A 22,853-nucleotide genomic window follows, 5' to 3' on the forward strand; every position below is an offset into this window, starting at 1 on the left:
TTGGGCTGCCTCCCCCTCTGGGGGAGAGAGGGGGTCACACTCATAACTCCACTGAGTGTGTTGCGAAAAGGATTTCTCTGGAGTTTTTTCCCTTTTTTTCCGAATGAGCTAGTGGTCAAAGAATCTGACCTGCGGATAGATTACTGATATCTTTCCATGTTTCCAGGATGGAACACCCAATCTTACCAGAAAAAAAAGATCCGTAGCCTGCATTCCGGAAAAATTAATGCTTCTTGTTCTTCTTTATCTTGGCCTTTGCCAGTTTCTCAACCGCTGGTACATCTGCCCCTTCCTTGACAAGAAGTTTCTCCCCCCGCACCGCCGCATCGACAAATGCCTTGCCGGTAGCATTCCTGACGAGGAGCGTGGTCTCACCCGCCGGGCTGCCAACTGATCCGGCCGAGATATCCGCATTCAGCGCGGTAAAGTCCGTGCAGGAATGACAGCCTTTTCTGATGCAGGACTCCAGTTCCGCGAGAGGAATGCTCGTTGTGCTGCCATCGGTCTTCTCGATTGAGAGTTTTCCTTTCACATCGAGTTTCTTGATCTCGAATGGCTCCAGGTTGTGGCGGACCCGGAGCTGGGTGTTAATGAGTGACGAATAATCAAACGACTCGGTGCAGAACAGGCCGATCACGAGGCGGATGGCGTTCGCGTAGGGCACGAGGAGATCATTGTCGCTGGTATGGATCTTGCCGAGTGCCTGGACAGCACAGGGGACCCCGACAACCGCAATCCGCCGGTATTTCTTCTCAACTACGGCGGTTTTGAGTGCTGCAAGGAGCGGCACCCACCAGCTGTACCGGCTGCCGGCAACGCTGATGAGCGCTTCGGATCGTGTGATGATCGCCGATGAGGGTTTCAGGGTGAACCGGTCCTCGCTCACGGTAACAACGGCATCAATGAGCCCTGCGTCAAGAGCGTGTGCAAGGATTGCCGTGACGGCTCCCCCGCTCTGCGCATGGGGGACTTCTGATGCTGACCGGGCAGAGAGGAGTTCGAGGTACGTGCCCAGCGTCTCCTCGCCTTGTGGCCCTGTCCTCGGGCAGGCAGCATAACATGCGCCGCAGGCAACAGAATCGGTTGCCTGTTTGCAATAGCCTGAACTGACCGGGCTTGTCACCATCTCCCCTTTTGGAAACGACAATGCATCTGCCGGGCAGACGGCAACACAGGCTCCGCAGCCCGAACATATCCCGGTCTCCCAGACCTCCTTTTTCAGATCAAGATAATTTTTTTGTGCCATCGATCTCACTCCCACGTGTACTTGCTGGCAAAGGGCCGTTTGCTTGCCGGAACGATCTTCGAATATTCTGCGGAGAAGACCGGGTCCGGATCGATCGTGAATGTCCGGACAAAATCTTCCAGGATCGGACGGATCGCCTTTTTCTCATCTTCGGTGAGTTTCTTCTGTTCTGCTCCGCCCCCAAGGCAGGTGGGGTCAACGCGGCCCCGGATTATGATCTCACCGCCATGAATGCCACTGCCGACGCCCCGCTCGCTGACCGGGGTGACTCCATCCACGCCGAGGACGATGACGAGGCCTCCGGCCATGTACTCTCCGAGGAACGCCCGGGCAGAGCCACCAACCACAAGGATGGGGCGTTTTGTCTGGTACTCTTTCATGTTGATGCCCCCGCGGTACCCGATATTGTCCCGGACATAGACCCGGCCGCCCCGCATGCTGTGGGCCACCGCATCCCCGGCACTGCCGTGGATGACAACCTTCCCGTTATCCATGGTGTTGCCCGGAGCATGATCGGCATTGCCGTTGACGATGACGGTCGGCCCGCTCATGAACATGGCGAGATCGCCGCCCGGTACCCCATTGACCGTTATCGTAACATCGTCTCCCCGGATCCCATCGCCGATGAACCGCTGGCCGAGGACGTTATCGAGAATGATGTCCTTCTCGCCGCTGGCAACAAGAGCCCGGACCCGCTGGTTGAGGACCTGGTACGGCATGTCTTTTGCATTGATGCGAACTTCTCCCATTGCCTATGCTCCTACCGTCTTTACATCAAGCACGTTCATCAGCCCTTCATCCAGCATGTATCCCCGGAGCCGGTCGCGGTTGCCGCGCAGGCTCTCGATGCTGTTGATCCCGGCGGCTCCCATCAGTTCGGCAAGTTCGAGAGTCCACCCGTGGATCAGGTTCTCCACCTGGACTGCATTGACTTCGGGGTCCAGCCGTGCAACAAGTTCCGGCTTCTGGGTGGCGATGCCCCATGCGCAGGTGCCCCGGTAACAGGTGCCGCAGACCCGGCAGCCCATGGCAACGAGAGCGGACGTTCCGATGTACACGGCATCGGCGCCAAGGCAGATGATCTTCGCTACATCAGCGCTCTCCCGGATGCCGCCGCTTGCGATGATGGAGACTTCGTTACGGATCCCCTGCTGGCGGAGTTTTGCATCCACGCTTGCCACGGCCGCTTCCACCGGAATGCCGACATGATCCCGGAATACCCGGGGTGTTGCACCGCTGCCTCCCCGGAACCCATCCACCACAACGGCATCGGCACCGGACCGGGCAATCCCGGCCGCTATCGCAGCCGAGTTGTGGACCGCGGCGATCTTGACAAAGACCGGTTTTTTCCATTCCGTTGCTTCTTTCAGGCCGCGGACAAGCTGCTTCAGGTCCTCAATACTGTAGATGTCGTGGTGGGGTGCGGGACTTATCGCATCAGTCCCTTCCGGGATCATGCGGGTGCAGGAGATATCGGCACAGACCTTGTCCCCCGGCAGGTGTCCCCCGATACCCGGTTTTGCTCCCTGCCCGATCTTGATCTCGATGGCCGCTCCCCGCTCAAGGTAATTGATATCCACGCCAAACCGGCCGGATGCGACCTGGACGATCATGTGGCTCTGGTAGGGATAGAGCGACTCGTGGAGCCCCCCTTCCCCGGTGCCCATGAAGGTCCCGATGCGGCTTGCTGCTTTTGCAAGGGCAGTCTGGGCATTGAGGCTGATCGCCCCGTAACTCATGTGCCCGATCATGATGGGAGTCTCGATCTGGAGGTTGGGTGAGAGTTTCGTGCAGAGCTGGACCTCGCCGTTGTCCCGCTGCCGGAGGTCAAGGGATGACGGTTTTTTCCCGATGTAGGTGCGCAGTTCCATGGGTTCCCGGAGCGGGTCGATGCTGGGGTTGGTGACCTGGCAGGCATCCAGGACGAGCCGGTCAAAGATGATCGGGTAGGGCTGTGCATTTCCCATACCCGCAAGGACGATCTTTCCGGTCTTTGCCTGGTTGAAGATCGTTTCCCGTACTTCGCGCGTCCAGACCGGGTGGCTCCGGTAATCCCCGGGTTTTTCTTCGATCTCAATGGCATCGCGCGGGCAGAATGCAAGGCAGCGGTGGCAGGCAACGCAGTTCCGTGATTGTATCGCGATCTTATCACCCTCTTCCCGGAACACGCCATACGAGCAGTTCTCGATGCAGCGTTTGCACTGCATGCACCGCTCCGTGTCGATCTTCACCCGGTATTTCATGGGAGTGCTGCCGATGCTCATGAGTAGACCCTCCCGATCACCGGCTCACCGGCACCGGGCATCCGGATGTTCGTTACATCATCATCGATCCTCCGGATGGCCGCCTCTTCGCTGGAGATGAAGAGCCGGTCGCCGCTCTCCGCGGTTACGAGTGGCCGGAGCTTGATGCGATCGGTGAACCCACAGAGCAGGTTCTCGTTTGCCACGCAGATTGCAAACGGTCCGTTCATGAGCGCAGGGCCGTAGGCAAGCCGGATCGCGCGGTTGAGCTCCTGCTCTTTCTGTTGCATGCGGTCGATCTCATCCCAGAACGGGGGCGCAAATGCCCGGACTGCCATCTCTTCTGAGAGCCCGTGCTTTCGTATCAGGAGATCGATGAGATAGGCAACGACTTCCGTGTCCGTGTGCATCGTGCACTTGTACCCGAAACTTTCTATGTACCGCCGGTTTGTTCCATAGGAGGTGATCTCACCGTTATGGACAACGCTCCAGTTCAGCAGGTTGAACGGGTGTGCCCCGCCCCACCAGCCGGCCGTATTGGTCGGGTAGCGGTTATGCGCGAGCCAGAGGTATCCCTTGTAGTCCTGGATCCGGTAAAAGTTCGCCACATCTTCCGGCCAGCCGGCCGCTTTGAAGACGCCGAGGTTTTTTCCGGAAGAGAAGATCAGAGCGCCATTCCTCTCGCTGTTGACTTTCATCACAAGCGAGGTGATGATGTCCTCCTCCGGCGAGGTGCTCTTGGGCATCATGCTCGGGTTGGGCCGGAAAAAGTAGCGCCAGGGAGTATGGACCTTTCGTAAGCCGGGCTGCTCATAGGTCTTGATCTGTTCATCGTGGATGATCATCCCCCATTTCTCAAGCAGGTTTTCGAGCGGGACTTTGTGCTCCCGGATATTGTCAAAGAAGACATGGAGGGCATAGTACTCCTTGTAATCCGGGTAGATCCCGTATGCAACATACCCGGATCCTTCGCCGCTGCCCCGCTCGTTCATGGACGCGAGCGCCTCCCGGATCTTGGAGCCGTCCATGCACTGGCGGCTCCGGTCAATTACACCAATTATTCCACACATAGCATCACGAATAACCCTGGTTTCTGCTGTTGGACATTGATTCCTGATCCATTAAGCGGTTGCAAGGCTGCATAATCAGGTTAGTTCAATAACTATTTATATTGGTGGGTGGAACATTCCTTCCATTATGACCACGGACGTACAAAAACTCCTGAAAAAAATGGAGACGGAGAACGTCAAATTCATCCGCCTGCAGTTTACGGATATCCAGGGTTTGCCGAAAAATGTGGCAATCCCGGCCATTCAGGCAGAGAAGGCATTGACCGATGGGATCTGGTTTGACGGGTCTTCCATTGAAGGCTTTGCGCGGATCGAAGAGTCTGATATGCTTCTCAAACCGGACCCTTCAACCTATGCAATTCTCCCCTGGAGGCAGGGGGAAGGAAAGGTCGCCCGCTTTATCTGCGATATCCAGACGTACGGCAACAAGCCGTTTGAGGGAGATCCCCGTTTCGTGCTCCGGAAAACCATTGCCGAAGCAGCAAAGCTGGGATTCACTTTTAACACCGGACCGGAGCTCGAGTTCTTCCTGTTCCGGATGATCGATGGCATGCCGACAACCGAGTTCGAGGACCGTGGGGCATATTTCGATCTTGCTCCAACGGACGCGGCCGAAGATGTCCGCCGCGATGTTGTTCTCGCCCTCAGTGATATGGGATTTGAGATCGAAGCCTCCCACCACGAAGTTGCGGACAGCCAGCATGAGATTGATTTCAAGTACGGCGATGCCCTGGTAACTGCTGACCGGGTCATAACCTTCAAGTTTGCAGCCAAGTCCATTGCGCTCCAGTACGGGATGCATGCATCATTCATGGCCAAGCCGATTGGCGGCATCAATGGCAGCGGCATGCATACCCATGGATCGCTTTCGAAGAATGGGAAAAATGCATTCTATGATCCGGGTGCCGAGCTCCAGCTCTCGGACACCGCGATGTACTATATCGGGGGTATCCTGAAACATGCAAAGGCGATCACGCGCGTGGCAAACCCGACCATCAACTCGTACAAGCGTCTTGTGCCCGGCTATGAAGCGCCCTGTTATATTTCATGGAGCGCAGCCAACCGCTCGGCCCTCGTCCGCGTCCCGGCGGCCCGGGGCAACAGCACGCGTGCGGAGTTCCGGAGCCCGGATCCGATGTGCAACCCGTACCTCACCTTTGCCTGCATGCTTGCTGCCGGGCTTGACGGTATCAAAAACAAGATCATGCCGCCAGACATGACAAATTCCAACATCTATCACATGGATGCGAAGCTCCGGAAGAAGCTCCGCATCGACATGCTGCCGGGAAGTCTTGCCGAGTCCAACGCAGCACTTCTCAAGGATGACATACTCTGTAACACCCTTGGCGCTCACGTTGTCGAGAACTTAAGCCGCATTGCCGAACTGGAAACCGACGCGTTCCGGCTCACGGTTCACCCATGGGAACTTGACCGGTACCTGGCAACCTATTGACGCAGAATTGTTGTGATTACGTATGGAACACGGGATGATAATCGGAGGCCGGAAGAGCGGGGAGCTGAACCGTTCCTGCGCCCCGCCAGGAGTTATCCCGCGTCCTGCATTTTTTTCCGGATTGAAGGCAGTTGTTCGTGCGGGTAGCACCCGGACCCGCAAGCCGGTCCGGCGTTTGTCATTTTTTTTCCCGCATGCCCGGAGGTTATGAGATGCATGACCGGGTAAGCACCGGGATGACCGGTTTCGACCGGGTGATCGATGGCCTGCGGCTGGGGGACAATGTTGTCTGGCAGGTGGACTCCATCCCTGATTTCCAGCGGATGGTGGAACCCTATGCTGCCCAGGCTCTCTATGATGGCAGGAGGCTGGTATATGTCCGGTTCGGGAGCCATGAACCGCTGTTAAAGGATGCACCGGAGATCCAGGTGTATCATGTTGATCCAACGCTGGGGTTCGAACACTTTGCAACCGAAGTGCATAATCTCGTGGAGTGCGAAGGCAAGCGGGCCTTCTATGTCTTTGACTGCCTGACGGACCTGTTGCAGTACTGGTATTCAGACCTGATGATTGGCAACTTCTTCAGGGTCAGCTGTCCCTTCCTGTACGAACTGGACACGATTGCTTATTTTGCCATCATGCGAAACGCCCACACGTACGGGACCATTGCCGGTATCCGCGAGACCACCCAGCTCCTCCTCGATCTCTATTATGTGAACGGCAGGATCTACATCCACCCGCTCAAGGTATGGCAGCGATACTCCCCGACAATGTTCTTCCCGCACCTGATCCGCGGGAATGAGGCCGTCTGCATCACCGCCAGTTCTGAAGTTGCAGAACTGTTCTCCAGTGTCGAGCGGAAAGGTGAGAGGCTGGACTACTGGACGGTCGCGTTTGACCGAGCCCACGAGGCACTTGCCCTTCCGGTAAAGCAGCAGGAGCCCGTCAAGCGTTCACTCATGAACATCCTGATCGGCAGGCCTTCCCGGATGTTTGAACTCTGTGCCCGGTATTTTTCCCTTGCCGACATTCTCGCGATCGCTTCAAGGGAAGTCGGGACCGGCTTCATCGGGGGGAAAAGTGTGGGCATGCTGCTTGCGCGGAAGATCCTGGAGAAGGACGGGGGCGACCGGTTCACGCCTCTCCTTGAGCCGCACGACTCGTTCTACTTAGGCTCCGATATTTTCTACACGTACATTGTCCAGAACGGCTGGTGGCGTCTTCGGACAAAACAGAAAACCCGGGAGGGGTATTACAAGTATGCCCCCGAACTCCAGGATAAACTACGGGGGGGCGAGTTCCCGAACACGATCCGCGAAGAGTTCATGCAGATGCTCGAGTATTTCGGGCAGTCGCCCATCATCGTGCGTTCCAGTTCGCTGCTTGAAGACGACTTCGGGAATTCCTTTTCCGGAAAGTACGAGAGCGTGTTCTGTGCAAACCAGGGGAGTCCGGAAGAACGGTACGAGGCATTTGAGAAAGCAGTCCGCACGGTATATGCCAGCACGATGGGTGAGGACGCTCTCGATTACCGGATGACGAGGGGACTTGTTGACCAGGACGAGCAGATGGCGATCCTTGTCCAGCGTGTCTCGGGAGACCAGTTCGAGGATGACTATTTCCCGCATGTTGCCGGTGTGGGGAATTCTTCGAACCTGTACATCTGGGACAAGACCATGGACATGGATGCCGGGATGCTGCGGCTGGTCTTCGGGCTCGGCACGCGGGCAGTTGATCGGACTGTGGGGGATTATGCGAGGATTGTCTGCCTTGACGATCCCACCCGGCTTCCCCCGATGAGTTTTGGTGATGAGAAAAAATTTTCCCAGCGCATGGTCGATGTTCTTTCGCTTGAGGAGAATGCGTGGCGCAACCGGGCCCTGGAAGCATTTGTGTCCTATGACCTGAAGACGGACAAAACTCTCTTCATGAGCATTGACACCCAGACCATCACCCGGCTGCGCGAGATCGGACGGACCGATATCGAGATACCGTACATTCTCGATTTCAAAAAATTACTGAACGACACTGAATTCCCTGCCCTGATGAAGGACATGCTTGCGCAGCTCTCCACGGTCTATGACTATCCGGTGGACATCGAGTTCACCGCGAATTTCAAATCGGAAAGTGACTTCCGGGTCAATCTTTTGCAGTGCCGCCCGCTGCAGACCCGGGGCCTTGGCCGGTCTGTGGAGCTGCCGTACCTCGCCGATGTCAATGACTGCATCTTCTCCGGCAAAGGAAATTTCATGGGAGGAAATGTCAGGATCCCGCTGGACTTCATCATTTATATCAGCCCGCAGGAATACCTCCGGCTCAGTGAGCAGGATAAGCATGCGGTTGCGCGGCATATCGGCGTCCTGAACAGCAAACTGAAAGGAAAGAACGTGATGCTGCTTGGCCCGGGACGATGGGGCACCACAACTCCGATGCTCGGGGTGCCGGTCCGTTTTGCTGAGATCAGCAACATGGCAATCATCGGTGAGATGGCGTCAATGGAATCGGGGTTCATGCCCGAATTATCGTATGGCAGCCACTTCTTCCAGGATATTGTCGAATCCGGAATATTCTATGTGGCAATTTTTGACGGGCAGAAAGATGTTGTCTTCAATCCCCATCGAATCCTGGACCAGGCAAACCTTATAGGAGAGATATCGGGCGCGGATAATCAGCGTGCCTCCGTTATCCATGTCATCGCCGCATCGGGTATTGAAGTGTACTCAGATATTATCACGCAAACAGTTCTTTGCAAATAAAAAACCGGGAAATTTTTTTTGAAATTTTTTCCTGTTTCTTCATTGCGAATTATTTCTGATATTTTTTTGAAAGGATCAATTGAATTTTTTGCGCGCCATGTCGTGCATGCGTATGCGCAATTGCTGTAATCATGTCAACTCACAAGCATGACAAATTGTGCATATAACAATAATTTTAAATATTCATGAAGGAAACTTCTTTCTACCAAAAACAAAACAGAAAACTGAGAGTACGCGGACTCTGGAACAAAAAGGAATGCAACTGCCAAGTGAGGTACCGGATTTATCTTCCGGCATTAGCCTCCTGGTGGGATTCATTCCTTTGAGATTGCCGGAAGAACGGTAATCTCACTGCCAAGGGGATAATGCAAACAGATAGCAGGTGAAAAGAGTGGCACTAGATTCTGGAGCAACTGCATGGATCCTTGCCTCAACGGCGCTTGTCATGCTCATGACGCCCGCGGTGGGATTCTTCTATGGGGGACTTGTTCGCAGGAAAAATCTGATCTCCATGATCACCCTGTCGTTCGTCGCCTTTGCACTGGTAAGTATCCAGTGGGTAGTGATCGGGTACTCGCTTGCCTTTGGATCCGATATCGGCGGGTTCATTGGAAATCTCGAGTACCTTGGGCTGAACAACGTGACAATGGAACCCGGCGCATTCAGTCCGGTTGTGCCGGGACTCCTGTTCATGGTCTTCCAGCTGGTCTTCGCAGCGGTGACGATGGCTATCGTAACCTCGGGTATCGCTGAGCGCGTGAAATTCAGCGCATATCTCGTGTTTGCCCTGCTCTGGACAACGATCGTCTACGATCCTCTCGCCCACTGGGTGTGGGGAGGCGGCTGGGCAGCACAGTTCGGTGCGCTGGATTTCGCCGGGGGGACGGTTGTCCATATCAGTTCAGGGTTTGCAGCGCTTGCACTTGCCCTCGTGATCGGTAAACGTGTCGGCTTTGGCAAGTATGTCATGGAACCAAACAACATTCCGCTGACCATTCTTGGGGCAGCGCTCCTCTGGTTCGGGTGGTTCGGGTTCAATGCCGGGAGCGCAGTTGCAGCAAACGGCCTTGCAGCGAATGCGTTTGTGACAACCAACACGGCAGCAGCCGCCGGGGCACTTGCCTGGATGCTGGTCAGCTGGTTCAACGGCAGGCCAAGCTCTCTGGGCTTTGTCAGCGGTGCAGTGGCCGGGCTTGTCTCGATCACGCCCGCCGCGGGATTCGTGACGCCGATGGCAGCGATCCTGATCGGTGCGGTTGGCGGTGTGTTCTGTTACTGCATCATGCTCTGGCGCATCAGGAAAGGCCTTGATGAGAGCCTTGACGCGTGGGCAATCCACGGCATGGGCGGTCTCTGGGGGGCACTCGCAACTGGTATCTTCGCTGTAGCTGCCGTGAATGGCGCATCGGGCCTGATCGAGGGCAACGTGCACCAGTTTGTTGCAAATGCAGCAGGGGCGCTTGCAGCAGTGGCCTACGCATTCGTGGTTACGTATATCCTTGCGATCGTGATCGACAGGACAATCGGTCTGCGGGTGTCGGAAGAAGAAGAGTATGTTGGCCTTGATTTATCGCAGCACGGAGAACGCTGCTGAGGAGGTGAACCAGTATGAAAATGATAAAAGCAATCATCAAACCGGAACGGTTTGAGTATGTAAAGAAAGCACTGGAGGAGAATGGCTTTGCCGGCATGACCGTGACAGAAGTCCAGGGACGGGGCGACCAGAAAGGGATCACCCTGGAGTACCGGGGCGGCCACATTACCGTTGACCTCCTGCCCAAGATCCAGATCGAGATCGTGGTTGATTATGACATGGTCGAACGCGTTATCACCACCATCTCAGAAGCATGCCGTACCGGAAAAGTAGGAGACGGGCGGATCTTTGTCATGCCGGTTGAGCGGGCCATCCGGATCCGGACCGGGGAAACCCTTGAGGAAAAAGCCGTGGGCGGGACGTTTGGCATCCCAACGCCCAATCCCGTTGAATTCACGACAAGTGTTGAGGATGAAGAGATGATGGTCTGGCTGGATCTCGCGAATCCGCAACCGGCAAAGAAGAATGGAGTGTGATACCCCTGAAACTGGTGAGGGCACTATTCCCCCCGGAGAACCTCATGGTCATAACAAATGCGCTTGAAGCGAATGGGTTTACCGGTATGTTTATCTCTCCCGTTGATGGAAAAGGGAAACAAAAACCATCCTCTTTTTTTCAGTGTGACAGCTTAAGAAAATCGGATCTCCTGCCACGGATACAGCTCGATATGGTGGTTGACTATTGTCAGGCAGATGACCTGATCGGCACGATTGTGGAAACCTGCCGGATTGAATACATCGACGTACATGTCTTCGTCCTACCGGGAGAAAAATCAATACAAATTCAGAAAGAAGAGGTCTTTTTGGAATCCCCGGCAGGAGATTCTTTCGTAGCCATCATTTAAGGATGTACGGGATCCGGGGAATTTCCTGATCGAGAAAATGGGAAGTCCTGTCTCCAGGAAATCTGTGCCGGTAAAAATCGTTATTGTGATTTCTGCCGTTCATGGATAGTGAACGCATCGATGATTTGTAGTGTGATCCGGGCCCCGAGCGTAGGCTGGATGGTTTCCAGCCAGAGGAAAAAACCGACCTTGGGGGGTGTCGGGCGTTCAAACTTGAAATGCCCGTCTTTCATCTGCACGAGTTTATGGTACTCTTTCTTCTGCCGTGACCGGAGGTAGATGATCAGTTCATAACCGGGAAGATCGGTTGCAATGATCGCCTTGGAATACAACTGGGAGAAATCCTCAATTACAATTTTCTTGCCTTTCACGGTTATTCCCCACGTCTCGCAGACCGCCTTGACCGCCGGGGGGAAGAGCCCTCCATAGAGCACCTTTTTCACCAGCTGGCCGGTTGGCCCGGGAATTTCCGGGCTGATCCGGCCGGGCGTATGTGCGATCGCGGTAAAGATCCGGTTCCTGACTTCGTCGTGATAGCCCTTGTAATTGAACGGTTGTTTCATCGGGATGTCCGTTGCCCGGATCAGTTTCGGGTGGTCCTTTGGCTCATTGTAGATGATGCGGGGGCGGTAGTGCTTGACAAGCGACTTGATCTCCTCGCAGGAGCTGGTATGGATGATCGCGTTGGTCTTGTCTTTTGAGAGCCGTTTGACAACGGAATAGTTGGAGAGATCGATGGATGAGACAAGGATGAACGGCGTTATCGTCTGCCCGTACAGGTACCCGAGCAGTTTCTTCTTGTACGCGATCTCCACTTCGAATTCTTTTAAGTCGGAAGGTGACGTGATGACTTCGCCAAACGCCACGTGGCCTCCTGAGTCTACCAGCAAAAAATCGAACTCTGCAAGGTCCTGGCCATTCCCCCGGATCGTGATATCGCCGTACTTTGAATAGAACAATCCGTTCTGCCCTATCCTCACGTTCTCACGACGGCCCGGGGCATCGGCCCCTTTCATTGCAACGTACTTGATCGTACTGGATTTTTTTGCAATGTCAAGGAACATCTCGTAGACAATCGCCTCGAACCACCGGCCTTCCGCAGTCCGCATCGGCTCGATGTCCGGAGAAAATAGTTTCCTGCGCTCGATCTTGTTCATGTGCCGCGTGGCATTGATGGCAATGGCTGCCGTCGGTTTGAAATGCCGGAAATTCGCATTGAGCCACGGGATCATGATTATGACAATGAATCTCTCTCGTAATAGTAAATAACCATCTGCCTTGCAGGGATGCGATTGCGCGGTTCCGCAGATTTCAGGGCAGGATTAATAATACCCGGGGACGATGGCGTGCGGTCGTTGCCGAATCAGAAAAAAAGGATTAGAAAATTCCCTGGGCCTTCATGGCGTTGGCTACTTTTAAGAAACCTGCGATGTTTGCACCGGCAACGAGGTTTCCTTCCATGCCATACTCTTTGGATGCATTGTAGGAATTGTGGAAGATGTTGACCATGATCCCCTTGAGTTTCTCGTCAACTTCTTCAGCGGACCAAGAGAGGCGCTCGGAGTTCTGGCTCATCTCGAGACCAGAGGTAGCGACACCGCCAGCGTTGGATGCTTTTCCGGGAGAGAAGACGATCTTGGCTGCAATGAATGTCTCCGCAGCTTCGGGTGTGCAGGGCATGTTTGCACCTTCGCAGACTGCGATAACCCCGTTCTTCAGGAGGGTCTTTGCATCTTCAGCATCAAGTTCATTCTGGGTGGCACACGGGAGTGCAACCTTGCAGGGGATCTGCCAGATCTTCTTGCAGCCCTCGTGGTACTCGCTGCCGGGCACCATCTTTGCGTACTTGCTGATCCGTTCCCGCTCAACTTCTTTGAGCTGCTTGATGATGTCCAGCTTGATTCCCTTGGGATCGTAGATATACCCGGAGGAATCTGACATTGCAACGACCTTGGCCCCGAGCTGCGTGGCTTTCTCAGCCGCATAGATTGCAACGTTACCGGAACCAGAGATGACTGTAACTTTCCCCTTGAAGGATTCTTTCTTCATGACCGCCATCGCTTCCTGCGCAAAGTAACAGAGGCCATAGCCGGTTGCCTGGGTCCGGACAAGTGAACCGCCAAAGGACAGGCCCTTGCCGGTCAAGACACCCGTGAACTCATTCCGGATCCTCTTGTACTGGCCGAACATGTACCCGACTTCCCTGCCACCGACACCGATGTCACCTGCGGGAACATCGAGGTCTGCGCCGATATGGCGGCAGAGTTCGGTCATGAACGCTTGGCAGAAACGCATGATCTCGGCATCGGATTTTCCCTTCGGGTCGAAATCGGAGCCACCCTTGCCGCCGCCCATGGGCAGACCGGTGAGGCTGTTCTTGAAGATCTGCTCAAAGCCGAGGAACTTGATAATGGAGGCGGTGACCGAGGGGTGGAAGCGGAGACCTCCCTTGTACGGGCCGATTGCCGAGTTGAACTGGAACCGGTACCCGCGGTTTACCTGGGTCTTGCCCTTGTCATCTACCCATGCCACACGGAACTGGATGCCCCGCTCGGGTTCAACGAGTCGTTCGAGAAGTCCGTTCTCAAAGAGTTCAGGCGTCTTCTTGATGACCGGTTCGAAAGACTGGAACACTTCGAAAACGGCCTGGTGGAATTCTTTCTGGTCGGGGTCTCTCTTGACGACTCCGTCATACACTTGCTGTAAGTACTTATCTTTTAAAGAAGCCATGCAATTCACACTCGCTTATTGCCGTATGATACATCAATTAAATGATCCATAAATGGGTTTGGATATCTTCCCAGGTAACACCGGATATTTTTTGGCTGCAGAATAATCTGGCATATCGAAGGTGTTGTCTGATGAGGGGCTCTTCACAAGCCGGTTACATTTAATATCTATTCAGTAATAAGCCGTTGCTTTCCATCCTCTTATAAACATATTGTTTTATACGGGCCCTCACGCGATTTTTTCACCGGATTTTTTGGAAAATCACCGGGAAAAAACAAAAAAGAGGATGAATTTTTACACGTATTTTAAAAATCAGATTTTGATGAGATCATACTTGCGCGATCCCATCCCGATCTCCTCAGCATACCGGACCTGCCGGTACCCATCAGTCTGCTCATGAACACCTTTGAACTTGTCCTCACCCGGATGGTGATGAGCGGTAAGGAGTGAGTCCTTATACCCCTGCTGCTGGTTCACGAGGTCGAAACTCGCGGCATCGATCGCCACCGGGTCCTTCGATGCAAGGATGCCGATATCCGGCACAATCGGTGCATCGGAGAACGGGAAGCAGTCGCAGTCCGGCGTGATCCGGATCAGGAAGTTCATGTACCCGACCTTCTCCTTCTTGCCCTCTACCGCCCCGTACGCGTACTCGACCATACGCTCCATGAACTGCGGGATCTCCGTTTCCCAGTCAATGTCGATCGCATGCTCCGGGCAGGCGTGCATGCACTCGAAGCAGCCGATACAGAGTTCCTGGTCAATGACCGACTTTTTCTTCTTCACAGCGATCGCATCTTTCGGGCAGACCTTCATGCACGATGCGCAGCCCGTACATTTTTCGGGAATGGTGAACGGCCGTGCATTGTGCTGGGCCCGCTTCCCTTCCGGCGGGGCGCAACCCATGGCAAGGTTCTTGATCGCCCCCCCGAAGCCGGAGACGATATGGCCCTTGAAATGGCTCAGCACGATCAGGCTGTCCGCTGCCGCAATATCCCCGGCAATCGAGACCTCGTCAAAATGCTTCTTCCCGATTGAGACCTTCCGGATATTTTTCCCGTTCAGGCCGTCAGCGATAATCACCGGTGCCCCGGCAACTGCGTAGTCGAAACCGTGCAGGATGGCCGTGCCGATATGCTCAACGGCATTGGACCGGCCGCCCATGTACAGCGTGTTCGTATCCGTCAGGAAGGGCAGGCCTTTCTTCTCTTTGACCTTCTCCACGACCTGCCGGACATAGACCGGGCTGATGAACCCGTCACTCCCCGCTTCGCCGAAATGGAGTTTGATCGCGGTCTTGTCCTGCGGTGCAACAAGGTCCGGGAAACCGGCACGGTCGAACAACTGGCGTACTTTTTCCGTTGTGCTTTCCTTTTCGGAAAATGCCCGGAGGCTCGCAAAGTATACGGGACTTTTCACTACACACACTCCCCTTGCGGGGAATGTTGACACCCATACCGTATAATCTCTCGCGTTGTCGCTCGCGGTCACTGAGATGCAGGAGGGCAGATCATAAAAAAGAAAATGGATGGTAAAATTATTCCCGCTTGCCGAGCTGGTGGTCGAGCCAGAAGAGGTGGCCGACAACATCGCCGAGGATCCTGATCTGGTTGAGGATCTCGTTTGCATTCTCCTCCTCTTCCACCTGCTCCTTGACAAACCACTGCAGCATCTCGAACGTTGCATGGTCCTTCTCCTTCATGGCGATGTCCACAAGGTTGTTGATCATGCCCGTGACTTTCTGCTCGTGGGCATACACTTCCTCAAAGACCTTGCCGGCAGAGGCCCATTTCGCTTTCGGGGCTTCAATCGCTTCAAGGGATACAACCCCCCCGCGTGCGATCACGTAATCGTAGATCTTCATCGCGTGGCCCTGCTCTTCCTTTGCCTGGAGCCGCAGCCACTTTGCAAATCCCTTCATGCTCGCGGTCTCAAAATATGCAGACATCGACAGGTAGAGGTATGCAGAGTACAACTCGCGGTTGACCTGCCGGTTTAACGCTGATTCCATGGTTTTTGATATCATCCGGACTCCTCCGTTTGATCGTCCATTGGTTTTTCGTTGGATAATGTTTTGGATGCTGCCAATGGTACGGGCGGGAATACATCAAAAGAGAAACGTGGAAAAATTATTTCCGGACTTTTTTACTCTCTGCCTGGATGTCGAGGATGATCTCCAGTTCAAGAGACCGCCCGTAGGCCTCCTGCGCCTCGTCGCTCCTGCCGACTTCATCGAGGCAGACACCCTTGATGTACCACGCGTTCACATCATTCCCGTTCAGCGAGGCGGCCCGTGTGCTGGCAACGATGGCATCATCGTACCGCTCCAGGTGGTAGAGGGCGAGCGCTTTCTTCGACCATGCATCCGAGTAATTCTGGTTAAGGGCAAGGGCTTTGTCGCAGTCTTCAAGCGCTTCCTTATACTTCCCGGTATCGATATAGATCGACGCCCGGAGGAACAGACCCTCCGCACATCTGGGGTCAAGGCTGAGCGCCCGGTTGTAATACCCGAGGGCTTCCTTGTATTTGGTGCGCTTTGCATAGGCATGCCCCTTCTTTAAGAGTTCAATCGCTTCTTTTAGCGCCATACCACCGGGCCTCCTGTTGGTCTCCCGATGCTCATGATCCTGAGTCCTCCCATGTATCGGTAATGAGATCGCCAAAGATCTTTTTCAGCGCATTCTTCTCGTACTCCTCTTTTTTCTCATGCGCTGCGAGCAGGTGCCGGGGCGGCTCCCAGACATACCAGTCTCTCATCGTCATGTAGGAGACCAGGTTGTCTGTCACGAGGACGCCGACTTTGTAGAGATCATAATAGTAATCAAGCGTGGGCTCATCTACCTTCCAGTTCACCTGCCCGAGCGGCTTGTCGATGATCGCGAGCATATTGTCGCCAAAGACCTTGGACTGGTACCAGGCCGTGTGCGTCCACCTTGTCGTCAGCATCTCCTTGACTTCCAGGTGGTTGAACTTCTTCATCTGGGGGATGTTTAAGACCGGCATCAGCTCGTCTGCCGGCAGGGTCTTTGCAAGGAACATGTCGCGGGCATAGAACATCGCCTTGTCCAGGACAAAATACCGGCGGGGGATGATGGACTCGTGTTCGATCATCTCGTCCATGTCGTTCTTGCTCTCCTTCATGATATGGTAGAGCTGGGTCTTCCGGATCTTCGGCATGCGGTGGTACACGCTCGCGTTCATGATCGCGTTCCACGGCAATTCGTTGATATCGTCGTTGAACTGGGAGAAGAGGATGAAGAGCATCTGGATGAGTTTCTGGACCGGGAGTTTCTTCTCTTTCTTTGCCTCGTCCTTGAGTGCATCGATGTAGATCTGCCGCAGGCCGCTATACACCGAGTCTTCCGTATAGGAGACGATCTTGTAATCGCGTTTTTCCGTTGCTGCGCCCTTGATGAGCAGGTTCGTGCAGTGTTTTGCAATAATGAAGTCTTTTAAGAGGCCGACATATTGTGCGGGAAAGATGATGACGTTTGTATCCATATCGTAGGTGTATTTATCGACAAGGGTACCGCCCGGCTCCGCCTCCGGCTGGCGCAGGAGTGAGATCTCTGTATCAAGCAGTTCCTCGGTCTGGGTAAGGAACCTGCGGATTGGTTTGGATAATGGCATCTCTGTTTTCATGGAGGTCTCCGGGACCTGCCTCATGCCGGCAAGCGGGTCATCACTTATTAACAATCTTCTTACCCGTGGCTTAATAATATGCACGAAAAAAATTCACGTAAAAAAAAGGAAAATTCTCCGGAATCACCGGAAAAAAAGGATAAAATAGGGAACTTTCTGCAATTGCGCGGATGTGCCGGTCCGGATTACACAGCGTATTTTGCCGGGTCTGTATCGAATTTCTTCTTACAGCCCGGGGCACAGAAATAATATTTCTTTCCCTTGAAATCGCTCGTGAACTTCGCAGTTTTTTCATCTACTGTCATACCACAGATCGGATCAATCGCCATACAACACCTCAGTTATTCCTGCCTTTCTTTGCTTCAGGTATATAACTTTTCAACAGGAGCGAGAGGGTGACAACGGTCACGGAACTCGCCGCCATTGCAAGCGCCGCGAGCTCGGGCCGGAAGGTGATCCCGAACGAGGGGTAAAGGATCCCCGCCGCAACCGGGATCAGTGCTGCGTTGTATGCGAACGCCCAGAAGATGTTGCCCTTGATCCTGCCCATCACTTTCTTTGAGAGCTGGATCGCAGCAACCGCATCGACAAGGTCGTCCCGGACAAGCACGATGTCCCCGCTCTCGATCGCAACATCGGTACCGCTCCCGATTGCAATGCCCACATCAGCCTGGGCAAGCGCGGGCGCATCGTTGATCCCGTCACCGACAAACGCGACCACCTCTCCTTTTGCCTGCATGGCCCGGACCTCCGCCTCCTTGTCCTGCGGCAGCACCCCGGCAATCACGCGTTCGATCCCGATCCGGCCGGCAATCGCCTCGGCAGTCCGGCGGTTGTCCCCGGTGATCATCGCGACATTGATCCCCATCTCGCGGAGCCGGGTGATCGCTTCCTGTGTGGTAGGCTTGACCTGGTCCGCAATGGCGATCACCCCGGCAAGTTCCCCGCCCGCGGCAACGAGCACCGCGGTCTTTCCCTCGAATTCAAGTTCCGTGATGCGGGAATCCGTGACGGGAGGGATTACCACGGACCGTTCTTCAAGGAACGCCCGGTTCCCGACAAGCACGGTCTCGTCCAGCACGGTCGCCGCAACGCCTTTCCCGCCAAACGTATCGAAATTTTTGGCGTCCTCAACCTTCGCACCCCGCTCCTGCGCTGCCTTCACGACGGCAACAGCCAGCGGGTGCTGCGAGTTCTTCTCGACACTGGCAGCGAGGGTGAGAAGCGTCCCCTCCGGAATGCCGACCGGTACAATATCCGTCACTTCCGGTCTTCCTTTCGTTAAGGTCCCGGTCTTGTCGAAGACAACGGTGGTCACCTTCCCGGCCAGCTCCAGTGCCTCACCATTCCGGATCAGGACGCCGAGTTCTGCGCCCCGCCCCACTCCCACGGTTACGGCGGTTGGCGTGGCAAGACCCAGTGCACAGGGACAGGCGACCACGAGGACTGAGATGAGGGCGGTCAGCGCAAAGAGGGCAGTCTCGTGGAAAACGAAGTACCAGAGCGCGAACGAACCAAAGGCAATGATGAGCACTGCCGGGATGAAGTAGGTAACGGCAACATCCGCGATCCGCTGGACCGGCGGTTTCGAGCCTTGTGCGTCTTCCACGAGCTGGATGATCTGGGCGAGCACCGTGTCCTTCCCGACCTTCTCCGCCCGGACCGTGAGCACGCTGTTCGTGTTCAGCGTCCCGCCAACTACATGACTGCCCGGGGTCTTCAGCGGGGGCACCGGTTCCCCGGTGATCATCGACTCGTTGACATAACTCTCGCCGGCTGTCACAATGCCATCGACCGGCACGCTCGCGCCGGGTTTCACGATGACAAGGTCGCCGACAACCACGTCTTCGACCGGCATCTCCCGCTCGGTCCCTTCGCGGATCACGGTGGCGACCTTCACCCGCAGGCCGGCCAGCTTTTTGATCGCATCCGATGTCCGGCCTTTTGCCCGCGCTTCGAGATACCGGCCCAGCATCAGGAACGCGGCGAGCATGATCGCGGTGTCATAGAACATGAACTCGTGCGTGAGAATGATCCCGAATGTGCCCATCACGCTGGCAACAAACGATACGCCCGTGCCCATCGCGTACATGACATCCATCGAGAGCATCCGGTGCGAGAGCGAGATCCACGCGGCCCGGAAAATCGGGGCTGCCACGTACACAAAGACCGGGGTCGAGATGACAAGCATCGCGTATGCCAGCGTCTGCATTGAGACCGGGAGCGGGAGGTACATCGCGAGCATCAGCGGGATACTCACCGCAAAACCAACCACGAAGCGCACGAACTTTTCGTGCAGGTCCGCTTCCCGTGCCTTCTTCTCTGCCTCCTCGCTCACCTCGCCCGAGAGCCCAAGGTACTGGTAGCCCGCGTCCTCGATCGCCTTCTTCATGTCAGGGATGCCGGAGAGCGAGGGGTTGTAGGTCACGTACGCTTTCTCGGTGCCGAGGTTCACCGTGACCCGGACGACACCCGGCAATTCCCGGAGTGCGGCCCCGATCGTCTCCACGCAGGTGGCGCACATCATGCCGCCGACCTTGATAGTGACCTCACTGTTCACAACATCATACCCGGCATCTTTCACTGCTTTTTCCAGCGTGCCAAGCGTGACCTTTGCCGGATCAAATTCAACCTGGGCCTTCTCGGTCCCGAAGTTTACCTGGGCCTTCGTATCAGTCCCGATCTTTGATATGGACTCTTCGATATTCACGGCACACGTGGCGCAGTGCATACCGGAAATCTTCAGTTCGGCTTTCTTCTTATCCGGCTCCGGCATACGCGTCTCCTTGTGTGGTGTCTCTGGTTACGGGATAATAATCGTTGTGAATGGGGTAAGTTCCTCCCGTGTGCTTCTCCCGACTAAAGATTTTTTCATGACCGGGCCGGGTTTTTCTCTCCGGACAACGAACTGGTTCTCATGGGTGTGTTCAGGTACGACAACAAATACGCAGCTCCGACAAAGGAGCAGCGCGAGCGGTACATGCGGGGAGAACCGGAAGAACATGTTTTCGGGGAGGATGAGGAGATCCTCCTGATCGTGTACGACGAGGCAGCCTACCTCAAAGATGACCGGGAAAACGTCCGCATCCTTTTCACCGGCATCCACGACAAGCAGAAGGTACATGATGAGATCCGGCGGATGCTCGAGGAGCACGCGCAGAAGAAGCAGGGCCCCCGGGAGTTCTCGTCCGGGGATCGCTGAAATGGTTGCCCGGCTGGTTGACGGGATTCATTTTTCACGTTAAAGGGAGCACCTCTCACGCATGGGAATCATCATCAGGGTCCGTGACGGTCTCTCACGGCTCTTCCGTAAGAAAGAGTATCCCGTGTACGGGACCTGTGCGGTCTGCGGCGAACGGGTGTACCTCCCGTTTCACTGCGAATACTGTAACCGGTACTATTGCGATAAGCACCGGCTGCCGTTCGATCATAACTGCAAGAACATCGATCAATGGAAGAACCGGCCGAAATGAATGGTGGAAAAAAGATCGCCGCACCCGGACTCCCGCCGGGTCCGGTGATGGAAACCTTTTGTAGTTTCATTATATAAGAATGATAAATCAATAATCTGTGATCACTATGACTGAAAAGACTGGGCGCTTTGAGAAGGGGGTCTGGGTGGAAGAACCCGTTGCCCCTAAAACCCCCGCAGCCGCGAACAATGAGAACCCGATCGATGCCCGCCTTGCCGCCGCGAGCCGCTCGGTCATCTCCGCCATGGACGACCTTGCAAAGGCCACGCATGATCTTGTTGCAACGGAAGAGGGCAAGAAGCATATCGGGAAGACCGTGAAAGAGAAAACCGATGAGATCGAGAAGTCCTTCAACGATATCATCAGCAAGGTAAAGGCTGAGGTAGAGAAGGCTGCAAAGCCGAAAAAATAAATCCTGAAAATTATTCTTTTTTCCAGGATCTTTTTACGGGTTATTCGTTCCCGACAAATAATTCCCGTACGCTATACCTTGCCCCGGTGTCCGTATGCCGCTCTTTTCCTGCCGGTGCGCAGGTGAACTGGTGCACACGCCGGAAATCTGTGGTGCCTCTCACTCCCGGATCATTGTCAGCGTCATCTTGAACCGCTGCCGGGCCTGGACGGCGTGCGGCTTGTTTGCCGGCAGGATGATCATCTCGCCGGTTTTGACGGTGAACGGGACGCCTTCGATTGTGACATCTGCCTCACCATCGGTGACCGTGAGGATCGCATCGTACGGGGCGGAGTGCTCGGAGAGCCCCTCACCCGCGTCGAATGCAAAGAGGGTGATCGTGCCGGCCTTCTTGAAGACGATCATCCGGCTCGCGACCGTCCCGTCCTGGTACTGGAGCAGGTCGTTTGTCGCAAGGACTTTTGCTGTCAGCTCCTTGCGTTTTTTGTCAGCGCTCGTCACTTCTTCACGGGGGTCTGTCATGGTTGTTCTCGTTCTTGGATATGTGCGCCGGGGATTATAGGGATATGCCCTGGGATACGCGGATCATACGGCAGGGACCATGCGGGTGCTGGAATCGAAGATCAACAAAAGCGCGTGCGGCAGGCAGGACTGCGGAACATGCGTGCTGTGAGTGAATAAATATGGATGAAACAAAGACTATCAGCAGGATTGGAATATGACGGGCATTGAGTCGCTGTACCGGAAAGAGGATGGCCGCGTCCTGATCGAGATCAAATTATCGTCAGTTGCCCAGCTCTTCAACACTTTCGATCCCGCCCCGTTCTACGTGAGGGCGCTGGACCATGAAGCCGCCGATTATATTGTCGATACCGTGCGGGATTTTCCGAGAAAAACGGAGTTCCGGATTGTCGTGTACCTGCCGGCAGCTATGCTGGACATGCAGGAGGCCCGGAAGATTCCCGATGCGATCGTCAACCACTTCCGTTACATGATGATGGTGCAGGACCGGAAATTCCGGCAACTGTCGATATACGGGAAGTTCACGATGGTGGTAGGACTCGCATTTCTCGCGATTGCGATGATTGCAAGCAAGATTGTTGCGGAGACCTTTCCCGACTCATCCATCGCCCAGCTGGGAGCCATTGCCCTTGAGGTCGCGGGCTGGGTGGCGATGTGGGAACCGGTGACGATCCACCTCTACAAACTCTGGCCGATCATCCAACAGAAAAAGGTGTACGAGAGAATCACCAACATGGAGATCAACGTCTGCCCGTACCCGGAGTCCGGCGTTCCCCCGGGGCAGGGGTGCCTGCTGTTCCGGGAAGGTAGACTGAAAGAGGAGTGAGAGATGGATTGCCGGGTTGGCCGTTAACCGGCATGAACGTTT

22 protein-coding genes are annotated in these 22,853 nt (G+C 55.1%); 9 read left to right on the top strand and 13 right to left on the bottom strand.

Going from position 1 to position 22,853, the window contains the following annotated elements; all coding sequences use genetic code 11:
- Window positions 1-223: 223 nt before the first annotated feature.
- Genes M0R30_RS00990 through M0R30_RS01005 form a run of 4 tightly spaced genes read right to left on the bottom strand, consistent with a single transcriptional unit; the run spans window position 224 to window position 4,559 of the window.
- Window positions 224-1,246, bottom strand: coding sequence for a Coenzyme F420 hydrogenase/dehydrogenase, beta subunit C-terminal domain (locus tag M0R30_RS00990; protein WP_292542231.1), 1,023 nt, complete (start codon window positions 1,244-1,246; stop codon window positions 224-226).
- A 5-nt stretch (window positions 1,247-1,251) separates the two neighbouring features.
- Window positions 1,252-1,995 carry a hypothetical protein gene (locus M0R30_RS00995; protein ID WP_292542232.1) on the bottom strand — a complete coding sequence of 248 codons (744 nt, stop codon included), beginning with the start codon at window positions 1,993-1,995 and terminating at the stop codon, window positions 1,252-1,254.
- Between the two features lie 3 nt (window positions 1,996-1,998).
- Window positions 1,999-3,510, bottom strand: coding sequence for a glutamate synthase-related protein (locus M0R30_RS01000; RefSeq protein ID WP_292542234.1), 1,512 nt, complete (start codon window positions 3,508-3,510; stop codon window positions 1,999-2,001).
- Window positions 3,507-4,559 (bottom strand): glutamine amidotransferase family protein, encoded by a 1,053-nt coding sequence (locus tag M0R30_RS01005; protein ID WP_292542236.1) that lies wholly within the window; start codon window positions 4,557-4,559, stop codon window positions 3,507-3,509. The genes M0R30_RS01000 and M0R30_RS01005 overlap by 4 nt, the downstream gene beginning before the upstream one ends.
- Window positions 4,560-4,686: 127 nt before the next feature.
- Here M0R30_RS01005 and glnA point away from each other — a divergent pair, with 127 nt between their 5' ends.
- The 5 genes from glnA to M0R30_RS01030 all read left to right on the top strand — a co-directional run bounded on the left by glnA (window position 4,687) and on the right by M0R30_RS01030 (window position 11,206).
- Window positions 4,687-6,012: a type I glutamate--ammonia ligase gene (gene glnA, locus M0R30_RS01010; protein ID WP_292542238.1), complete on the top strand. Its 1,326-nt coding sequence runs from the start codon at window positions 4,687-4,689 to the stop codon at window positions 6,010-6,012.
- A gap of 212 nt (window positions 6,013-6,224) precedes the next feature.
- Entirely contained in the window at window positions 6,225-8,768 is a 2,544-nt protein-coding gene (locus M0R30_RS01015; RefSeq protein WP_292542240.1) for a PEP/pyruvate-binding domain-containing protein, read from the top strand.
- Window positions 8,769-9,159: 391 nt separating this feature from the next.
- The gene (locus tag M0R30_RS01020) at window positions 9,160-10,362 is read left to right on the top strand and encodes an ammonium transporter (RefSeq protein ID WP_292542241.1); all 1,203 of its coding nucleotides are present in this window, start codon (window positions 9,160-9,162) and stop codon (window positions 10,360-10,362) included.
- A 14-nt stretch (window positions 10,363-10,376) separates the two neighbouring features.
- Window positions 10,377-10,838 carry a P-II family nitrogen regulator gene (locus M0R30_RS01025; protein ID WP_366513075.1) on the top strand — a complete coding sequence of 154 codons (462 nt, stop codon included), beginning with the start codon at window positions 10,377-10,379 and terminating at the stop codon, window positions 10,836-10,838.
- A gap of 14 nt (window positions 10,839-10,852) precedes the next feature.
- Complete coding sequence (locus M0R30_RS01030) at window positions 10,853-11,206, top strand: P-II family nitrogen regulator (protein WP_292542772.1); 354 nt, start codon at window positions 10,853-10,855, stop codon at window positions 11,204-11,206.
- 80 nt (window positions 11,207-11,286) lie between these two features.
- Here M0R30_RS01030 and M0R30_RS01035 read toward each other — a convergent pair whose 3' ends face one another.
- The 8 genes from M0R30_RS01035 to M0R30_RS01070 form a co-directional block, all read right to left on the bottom strand.
- Entirely contained in the window at window positions 11,287-12,438 is a 1,152-nt protein-coding gene (locus tag M0R30_RS01035; RefSeq protein ID WP_292542242.1) for a hypothetical protein, read from the bottom strand.
- A 145-nt stretch (window positions 12,439-12,583) separates the two neighbouring features.
- Window positions 12,584-13,936, bottom strand: a complete 1,353-nt coding sequence (gene gdhA, locus M0R30_RS01040; RefSeq protein ID WP_292542243.1) for an NADP-specific glutamate dehydrogenase — start codon at window positions 13,934-13,936, stop codon at window positions 12,584-12,586.
- 312 nt (window positions 13,937-14,248) lie between these two features.
- The gene (locus M0R30_RS01045) at window positions 14,249-15,355 is read right to left on the bottom strand and encodes a DUF362 domain-containing protein (RefSeq protein ID WP_292542244.1); all 1,107 of its coding nucleotides are present in this window, start codon (window positions 15,353-15,355) and stop codon (window positions 14,249-14,251) included.
- Between the two features lie 118 nt (window positions 15,356-15,473).
- Window positions 15,474-15,962 (bottom strand): ferritin, encoded by a 489-nt coding sequence (locus M0R30_RS01050; protein WP_292542245.1) that lies wholly within the window; start codon window positions 15,960-15,962, stop codon window positions 15,474-15,476.
- Window positions 15,963-16,065: 103 nt separating this feature from the next.
- Entirely contained in the window at window positions 16,066-16,524 is a 459-nt protein-coding gene (locus M0R30_RS01055; protein WP_292542246.1) for a tetratricopeptide repeat protein, read from the bottom strand.
- 31 nt (window positions 16,525-16,555) lie between these two features.
- Window positions 16,556-17,632 carry a hypothetical protein gene (locus tag M0R30_RS01060; protein WP_292542248.1) on the bottom strand — a complete coding sequence of 359 codons (1,077 nt, stop codon included), beginning with the start codon at window positions 17,630-17,632 and terminating at the stop codon, window positions 16,556-16,558.
- Window positions 17,633-17,763: 131 nt separating this feature from the next.
- On the bottom strand, window positions 17,764-17,907 hold the full coding sequence (locus M0R30_RS01065; RefSeq protein ID WP_292542249.1) for a YHS domain-containing protein: 144 nt from the start codon (window positions 17,905-17,907) through the stop codon (window positions 17,764-17,766).
- A gap of 8 nt (window positions 17,908-17,915) precedes the next feature.
- Window positions 17,916-20,354 (bottom strand): heavy metal translocating P-type ATPase, encoded by a 2,439-nt coding sequence (locus tag M0R30_RS01070; RefSeq protein ID WP_292542251.1) that lies wholly within the window; start codon window positions 20,352-20,354, stop codon window positions 17,916-17,918.
- Between the two features lie 141 nt (window positions 20,355-20,495).
- On the opposite strand from M0R30_RS01070, the gene M0R30_RS01075 reads away from it, so the two are divergent.
- The 3 genes from M0R30_RS01075 to M0R30_RS01085 all read left to right on the top strand — a co-directional run bounded on the left by M0R30_RS01075 (window position 20,496) and on the right by M0R30_RS01085 (window position 21,463).
- The gene (locus tag M0R30_RS01075; protein WP_292542252.1) at window positions 20,496-20,780 is read left to right on the top strand and encodes a hypothetical protein; all 285 of its coding nucleotides are present in this window, start codon (window positions 20,496-20,498) and stop codon (window positions 20,778-20,780) included.
- A 61-nt stretch (window positions 20,781-20,841) separates the two neighbouring features.
- A complete protein-coding gene (locus tag M0R30_RS01080) occupies window positions 20,842-21,051 on the top strand; it encodes an AN1-type zinc finger protein (protein ID WP_292542254.1) in 210 nt (69 codons plus the stop codon).
- 106 nt (window positions 21,052-21,157) lie between these two features.
- Window positions 21,158-21,463, top strand: coding sequence for a hypothetical protein (locus M0R30_RS01085; protein ID WP_292542255.1), 306 nt, complete (start codon window positions 21,158-21,160; stop codon window positions 21,461-21,463).
- 159 nt (window positions 21,464-21,622) lie between these two features.
- Here M0R30_RS01085 and M0R30_RS01090 read toward each other — a convergent pair whose 3' ends face one another.
- A complete protein-coding gene (locus M0R30_RS01090; RefSeq protein ID WP_292542257.1) occupies window positions 21,623-21,985 on the bottom strand; it encodes a cupin domain-containing protein in 363 nt (120 codons plus the stop codon).
- A gap of 196 nt (window positions 21,986-22,181) precedes the next feature.
- Between M0R30_RS01090 and M0R30_RS01095 the strand changes: the two genes are divergently transcribed.
- On the top strand, window positions 22,182-22,811 hold the full coding sequence (locus M0R30_RS01095; protein ID WP_292542258.1) for a hypothetical protein: 630 nt from the start codon (window positions 22,182-22,184) through the stop codon (window positions 22,809-22,811).
- Window positions 22,812-22,853 lie beyond the last annotated feature (42 nt).

The organism is Methanoregula sp. (assembly GCF_023227875.1).
GTDB lineage: Archaea > Halobacteriota > Methanomicrobia > Methanomicrobiales > Methanospirillaceae > Methanoregula.